This is a genomic window from Aeromonas aquatilis (genome assembly GCF_054052405.1).
In genome coordinates this window covers 1-5,319 of sequence record NZ_JBSTYP010000111.1, presented here as the reverse complement: position 1 = coordinate 5,319, position 5,319 = coordinate 1, and the positions used below count along the sequence as shown (strand labels likewise).

Sequence of the window (5,319 nt, the reverse complement as noted above, 5' to 3'; positions counted from 1 at the left end):
GCTCGGAACATCGAGCGCGTCCGGCGGATACCTGCGTGGGCCAATAGGTGAAGTAAAACAGAGGCCATCAAGAGTGGGGCCAGTGGCCCCAACTTGGAACAGATCGCTCGGATACCCGTTCACCCGCTCGCACCGTTGCAGCGGGGCGGGAACAAATCGCTCGGAACATCGAGCGCGTCCGGCGGATACCTGCGTGGGCCAATAGGTGAAGTAAAACAGAGGCCATCAAGAGTGGGGCCAGTGGCCCCACCCTGTGGAGATCAGGACAGCACTCCGACTCCAACAACCACTGAACAGCAGGCAAGGGCTTAGCTCACCGGAGATTTGCCATTTAGCAGCCGATTGATCTTGGCTTGATTGGTTTCGTAGTAGTTGGCTATTCTATCCTCGGAGATATTGGCTTTTTTCATCTCGCGCATAGCATCCACATCATGCGCCGTGTACTCAGTTGATGTGACTGGCAGGATCCGCTCCTTCTGTGCTTCCAAGTCGGCAACCCGCTTTTTGGAGTGATTAATCTCAACCAGAGATGTTCCATCTAGCGGATCCTTGCGGTGAGCCATGCTGTAGAGCATTTCGCCCTGGGTAGCCACCGCACCTTCTATCTCTTGATTCATCCTGGCAAGCACGGTGCGCGTGAACTGACCATTTATCTTTTGGTCCTCCACTTTTTGCTCAATAGTGGTGCCAGGCTGTCCTGTGCTATCGTTGTTACCAAACATGCTTACCTCTTTATTGTGAATGAGTAAAATATTCATACAAAATAATGGTTCTGTCAAATCAATTCGGTGACTGCTCCCCGCCGCAAGCGGCGAGGCTTCCCACTTCTTGGGGTCGCTTCAGAAAACGGAAAAAATCAATGCTGTTTCTAGGGGTTAGCAGCTTGCGCAAAGCCGCGCAGTTGCTGGGTATCTGATCTCTTAACGTGCTTTAATTTCCGAATTCTGAAGCGACCCCTTCGAGGTGCACCCGATCAGATAAGCCGCCTCGATGGCGGGAAAGTGGGGCCACTGGCCCCAGTTTTTCGCCTCCCTCCCCGCATCCCGCAATCAATTTCCCGTTTTGATGCTTCATATTCTCGCCTTGATGGCGAGCCATCCGGCTGGGCGCTGAGGGGTGGCATCCCTTAGCCACACCGAACGCGCCAGCAGGCAAGCTCACGAAGTGGGCGCGGCAGCTCTTGGGGGTTGTCCTGGTGAAGTGCGTCCAGCACGAATGCTCTCGGGGGAGCCGCCTGAAAAATGCAAGCCCCAGCGCCGCAAGAGAGCCCCAGCGAACGACTTTTTCAGGTGGGGGCAGAGCCCGCCACACCGTCGTGGGATAGGCGTCTTTTTGCCGGCTCGCGACCACCCTCTTTGAAGCCAGTTTCCGCCGAGTTGCAGCGAAGCAAAAATCAAGGGCAAAACAGGCGTCTCAAAGGGGGTGGTCGCGCGTAGCGCAAGACGGTGTGGCCCTCTTTTCTGGCCGTGTGTAGGCGTCCAGCCGAAACGCTGCCAGAGGGCTCCCCTGAAGGCGTCCAGCCAAAAGGGGAACCCTTGGGTTTACGGGGGTTCTCGGTACATGCGCTCGGTACGTGGCCTCGGTGCATACCATGTACCGAGAGGATGCACCGACAGCTTGTGCCGAGAAGGCCGCTCGGCACAAGCTGTCGGCACGTGAGCTCGGCACATACCGTGTGCCGAGGGTATGTGCCGAGAACGGGTGCCGACCCGCAAGGGAAAAGCGGCCCGCGGGATGGATGCCCTTAACGGCTGCTCAGATCGATCTCTATCCGACGAAAGCCGATATTGTGCGCCGTGTTCGCGGCTGCATCCGTGGTCTTGAATACCCGCCAGCCGCCGCGCTGGCGCTCCAGCACTTCCGTTTCGGCATTCCGGCCAAACTTCACCAGATGAAGATGGTAGCCAGAACCCATTGGGGTCGGGGCGATCACCGCTTTGGCAAAGCCGCCCTGTTCAAATACCCACTTCGCCTTGATCTCTTCCATATCAAACACTCGATTTGATGAATCATATTTACCTTATGACAGCCAAATGGCAGGCCGTCAATTTAAGGTTTTGATGGGTGGTTTCAGGTTCGTAGAACCGCACTCGGGTTTCAAAGGGGGAGCCCCTTTGGCACGACGACAGGAGACAGGCGCGGCGATGGGGACACGGTACGTGTAAACAATCGGTCTCGTGCCTGTATACAGTCGGTGTCGTGCCTGTCACGGCATGATGCTGTTTACACCAAAAACATGCCGAAATTGCTTCTAAGCCTTGCCGTTATTGATGTTTACTCGTTGTAAACACGCGTAAACAGGGGGGCGAAATGAGCATTGTAAGCATTCGGGTATCCGAGCAGCAGAGGGGGGAGATCGAGCGGGCAGCACTAGCGGCAAAGTTGAGTATCCCCGATTACATCCGGCAGACACTGGCAGCCAATCAAAACAATGTTTTGAAGGTTCAAATGGCTGCTTTGAAATCGGAGGGGGCAGAAGTCGCTACGGAGGTGCAGGATCTGCGCATCGAGGTGGCCGCGTTATCGGAGCAAGCCGGAAAAACCGCTGCCGAACTCTGCGCAACCTTGCAAGAGGCGCAAGCAACCAGCGAGAAGATCCGGCGTCACCTAGACAGTGACCGGATGTGGTCCCTTGGCATTGCTGGGGTCGTGGGGTGGGTACTGGCGCTATCAGCCGCCGTATTGGGGAACTACCTGATGCGGTAAGCCTCGAGGGCCAACCGCTCCGTGGACAACGCCCCCGCCCACAGGCCAAACCCACGGCCTGATGGACGGCCTACGGATCGGGCGCTTGACCACCTCGCAACGATCCTCTCTCGCGATAAAAAGTAAGGGGAGAAAGACACGGCCAAGGGCCGCGAAAAGGATGTCGGCGAGCCTCCTCAGTCAGCGGGCTCTCCTATCTTTCGCTGCGCTTCAAGATAGGAGAGCCCTCCTGCTTGGCTACGTTAAAAATGACGTAGTTACACTGGATAAGCTCGCCTTGCTCCGGACTATCGAGACTGCTTGCGGCAGCTCCCTCTCACGCGCTCCAGAGACGCACCCCGTCCTGCTGCTATCTGCTTTAGCCCCCGCCTGTTGGCCGGACTGCCACGCCGTTTTTTAAGAGCTGGCCGTGGTTGGAACCCCGTTACGCTCTGAGTGCAGATGCCCCAAGGGTGCGAGCCCTGGGAGGCTGTGGTGCGCGATTACACGCTTGGGCAGTATGTGAGATTTCCCCGTTCTGCCCGACCTTCACACCCGCTACGGCAACAATCACTTGCGTCCAATCCGAGCGAATACGACAAAGCGCCAAAGGTGAAAGCCTTTGGTAACAGGGTTCGAGAGAGGGTTTGATACTTGAACAGTGGGCCGCTCGCGGCTAAACTGAGGGGGTACTTAACGGTATCTGCTTCCTCTCACCGAAGCTGTTACCCACCGGATTCCGAAGCCTGCCAGCCTAGGAACACCGGGCAAAGAACCCACCTTACGGTGGGTTTTTTGTTTTCTGTTGATAAGGTTACGCTTGATCCAAGGATCCGATCAAGATCATTCAAACCGTAAAAATACCAACTGATAAGGAATACAAAATTTTTATACTACTGCTTTTCTTACAGCAGGCATCAAATCGTTGTTATCTTCGATTCGAAGCATCCTGATATCACTAACTGATGGAGCAAACCATGGATTGTTTTTTGCTAAATCCATAACAGCCAAAACACATGCAACCGCATCTACTTTACCAACATCACCAAAATAGACGCTTCCTTGCTGCCGAGAAAAACCATGCTGTTCCAAAGCTTTTTTTATATCACCATATGCATTTTGAAAACTTGGAACATGATAGGTCTTAGACAGCATGTCTTGGTCAAGATCAAAAACTATTGCGTACATCACTCGCTCCTTGTAGCCACTTAGTTCAATACATCAAACGATTGCCTTTGCTCAATTAAACCTTGTGATTGCAGACCAAGGGCCAACTGACGCACTTCATTCAACTCTTGAGTTAAATGATGAATTTGCTCACGGTAGCGCATCTCTTTAAGCCATAGAGAAATAGTAGCTTCAGAGACGTTCAGCACTCTAGCTATATTGACTTGCTTGGCGTTAAATTCATTCCATAAAACAAACGCCAATAATTTAGCTTTTTCTCTGGGGTCCACAACTAAACCTCTTAAAGATATTAAAGGAACTAAAGGTAGAGGTAACTTACTAGGCAAGACGCCTTAAGACAAGAAAAATATTGGCTAAACACCATGCTTCCGCTCACCGCAACGCCCAAAAAACCACTGCGTCTAATCGCCATTATGGTAAATAGCCCATTTCACAGGCCAAAACGGCCACTCCGTCACGATTTGGCTGCCTGTATCGCGTTTTGGGGCATTCCAACCCACAAAGCAGGGCGTTTACTGCCTGAAAGTTTGCAACGCTTCTGAGAGCGTTTTAGGGACCTTTTCGGCGCGATCAGGTTCCGGCCCGTTTTTGCATCCTACGGCCTGTTTCGGTATCTTTCTCCGCCCGTCGAGTCATCCTCGTGATAAGCAGTCTCGACGGTGGGAAAGTGGGGCCAGTGGCCCCAGTTTTTCGCCCCCCCCCCGCCTCGCCCTGCAAATGTCTCACTTCTGTCTCACTTCTGTCCCACTTCTGTCCCACTTTTGTACCGGATCTGTACCGCTATCCGCTTCACGGTGTTCCAGTACCCCCGAACAGTGCAGCCCTTAACGACATAGCCACTCTTCACGCCGTCATTCCGCCCTTAAAAACGGTGGTCCACAGCCATACACATTACGCACCAGCAAAGCTGGTGTAACGAATTGAAAGAAAAGGAGTATTTAATCAGTGGTGTGTCGTTAAAATGGTGGCGGAAACGCAATAACAGCATGATCTAAATGCTGTTTTTATGGTTGCATTACCACCCCAAGAGGAACAAATCGCTCGGAACATCGAGCACGTCCGGCGGACGCCTGCGGGGGCCAATAGGTGAAGTAAAACAGAGGCCATCAAGAGTGGGGCCAGTGGCCCCAACTTGGAACAGATCGCTCGGATACCCGTTCACCCGCTCGCACCGTTGCAGCGGGGCGGGAACAAATCGCTCGGAACATCGAGCGCGTCCGGCGGATACCTGCGTGGGCCAATAGGTGAAGTAAAACAGAGGCCATCAAGAGTGGGGCCAGTGGCCCCAACTTGGAACAGATCGCTCGGATACCCGTTCACCCGCTCGCACCGTTGCAGCGGGGCGGGAACAAATCGCTCGGAACATCGAGCGCGTCCGGCGGATACCTGCGTGGGCCAATAGGTGAAGTAAAACAGAGGCCATCAAGAGTGGGGCCAGTGGCCCCA

Annotated in this window: 5 protein-coding genes; 1 reads left to right on the top strand and 4 read right to left on the bottom strand. The window is 53.9% G+C overall.

All coding sequences use genetic code 11. The features are described 5' to 3' along the window. Positions 1–308: 308 nt before the first annotated feature. Both ACW5W8_RS23235 and ACW5W8_RS23230 read right to left on the bottom strand, forming a co-directional pair. The gene (locus tag ACW5W8_RS23235; RefSeq protein WP_498630755.1) at positions 309–722 is read right to left on the bottom strand and encodes a hypothetical protein; all 414 of its coding nucleotides are present in this window, start codon (positions 720–722) and stop codon (positions 309–311) included. Between the two features lie 1,022 nt (positions 723–1,744). Then, a complete protein-coding gene (locus tag ACW5W8_RS23230) occupies positions 1,745–1,987 on the bottom strand; it encodes a plasmid replication protein RepB (protein WP_498630753.1) in 243 nt (80 codons plus the stop codon). 323 nt (positions 1,988–2,310) lie between these two features. On the opposite strand from ACW5W8_RS23230, the gene ACW5W8_RS23225 reads away from it, so the two are divergent. Next, positions 2,311–2,706, top strand: coding sequence for a hypothetical protein (locus tag ACW5W8_RS23225; protein WP_498630751.1), 396 nt, complete (start codon positions 2,311–2,313; stop codon positions 2,704–2,706). 867 nt (positions 2,707–3,573) lie between these two features. Here ACW5W8_RS23225 and ACW5W8_RS23220 read toward each other — a convergent pair. Continuing rightward, positions 3,574–3,873, bottom strand: a complete 300-nt coding sequence (locus ACW5W8_RS23220; RefSeq protein WP_448022070.1) for a hypothetical protein — start codon at positions 3,871–3,873, stop codon at positions 3,574–3,576. 20 nt (positions 3,874–3,893) lie between these two features. After that, positions 3,894–4,142, bottom strand: a complete 249-nt coding sequence (locus ACW5W8_RS23215; RefSeq protein WP_448022068.1) for a hypothetical protein — start codon at positions 4,140–4,142, stop codon at positions 3,894–3,896. Between the last annotated feature and the right edge of the window lie 1,177 nt (positions 4,143–5,319).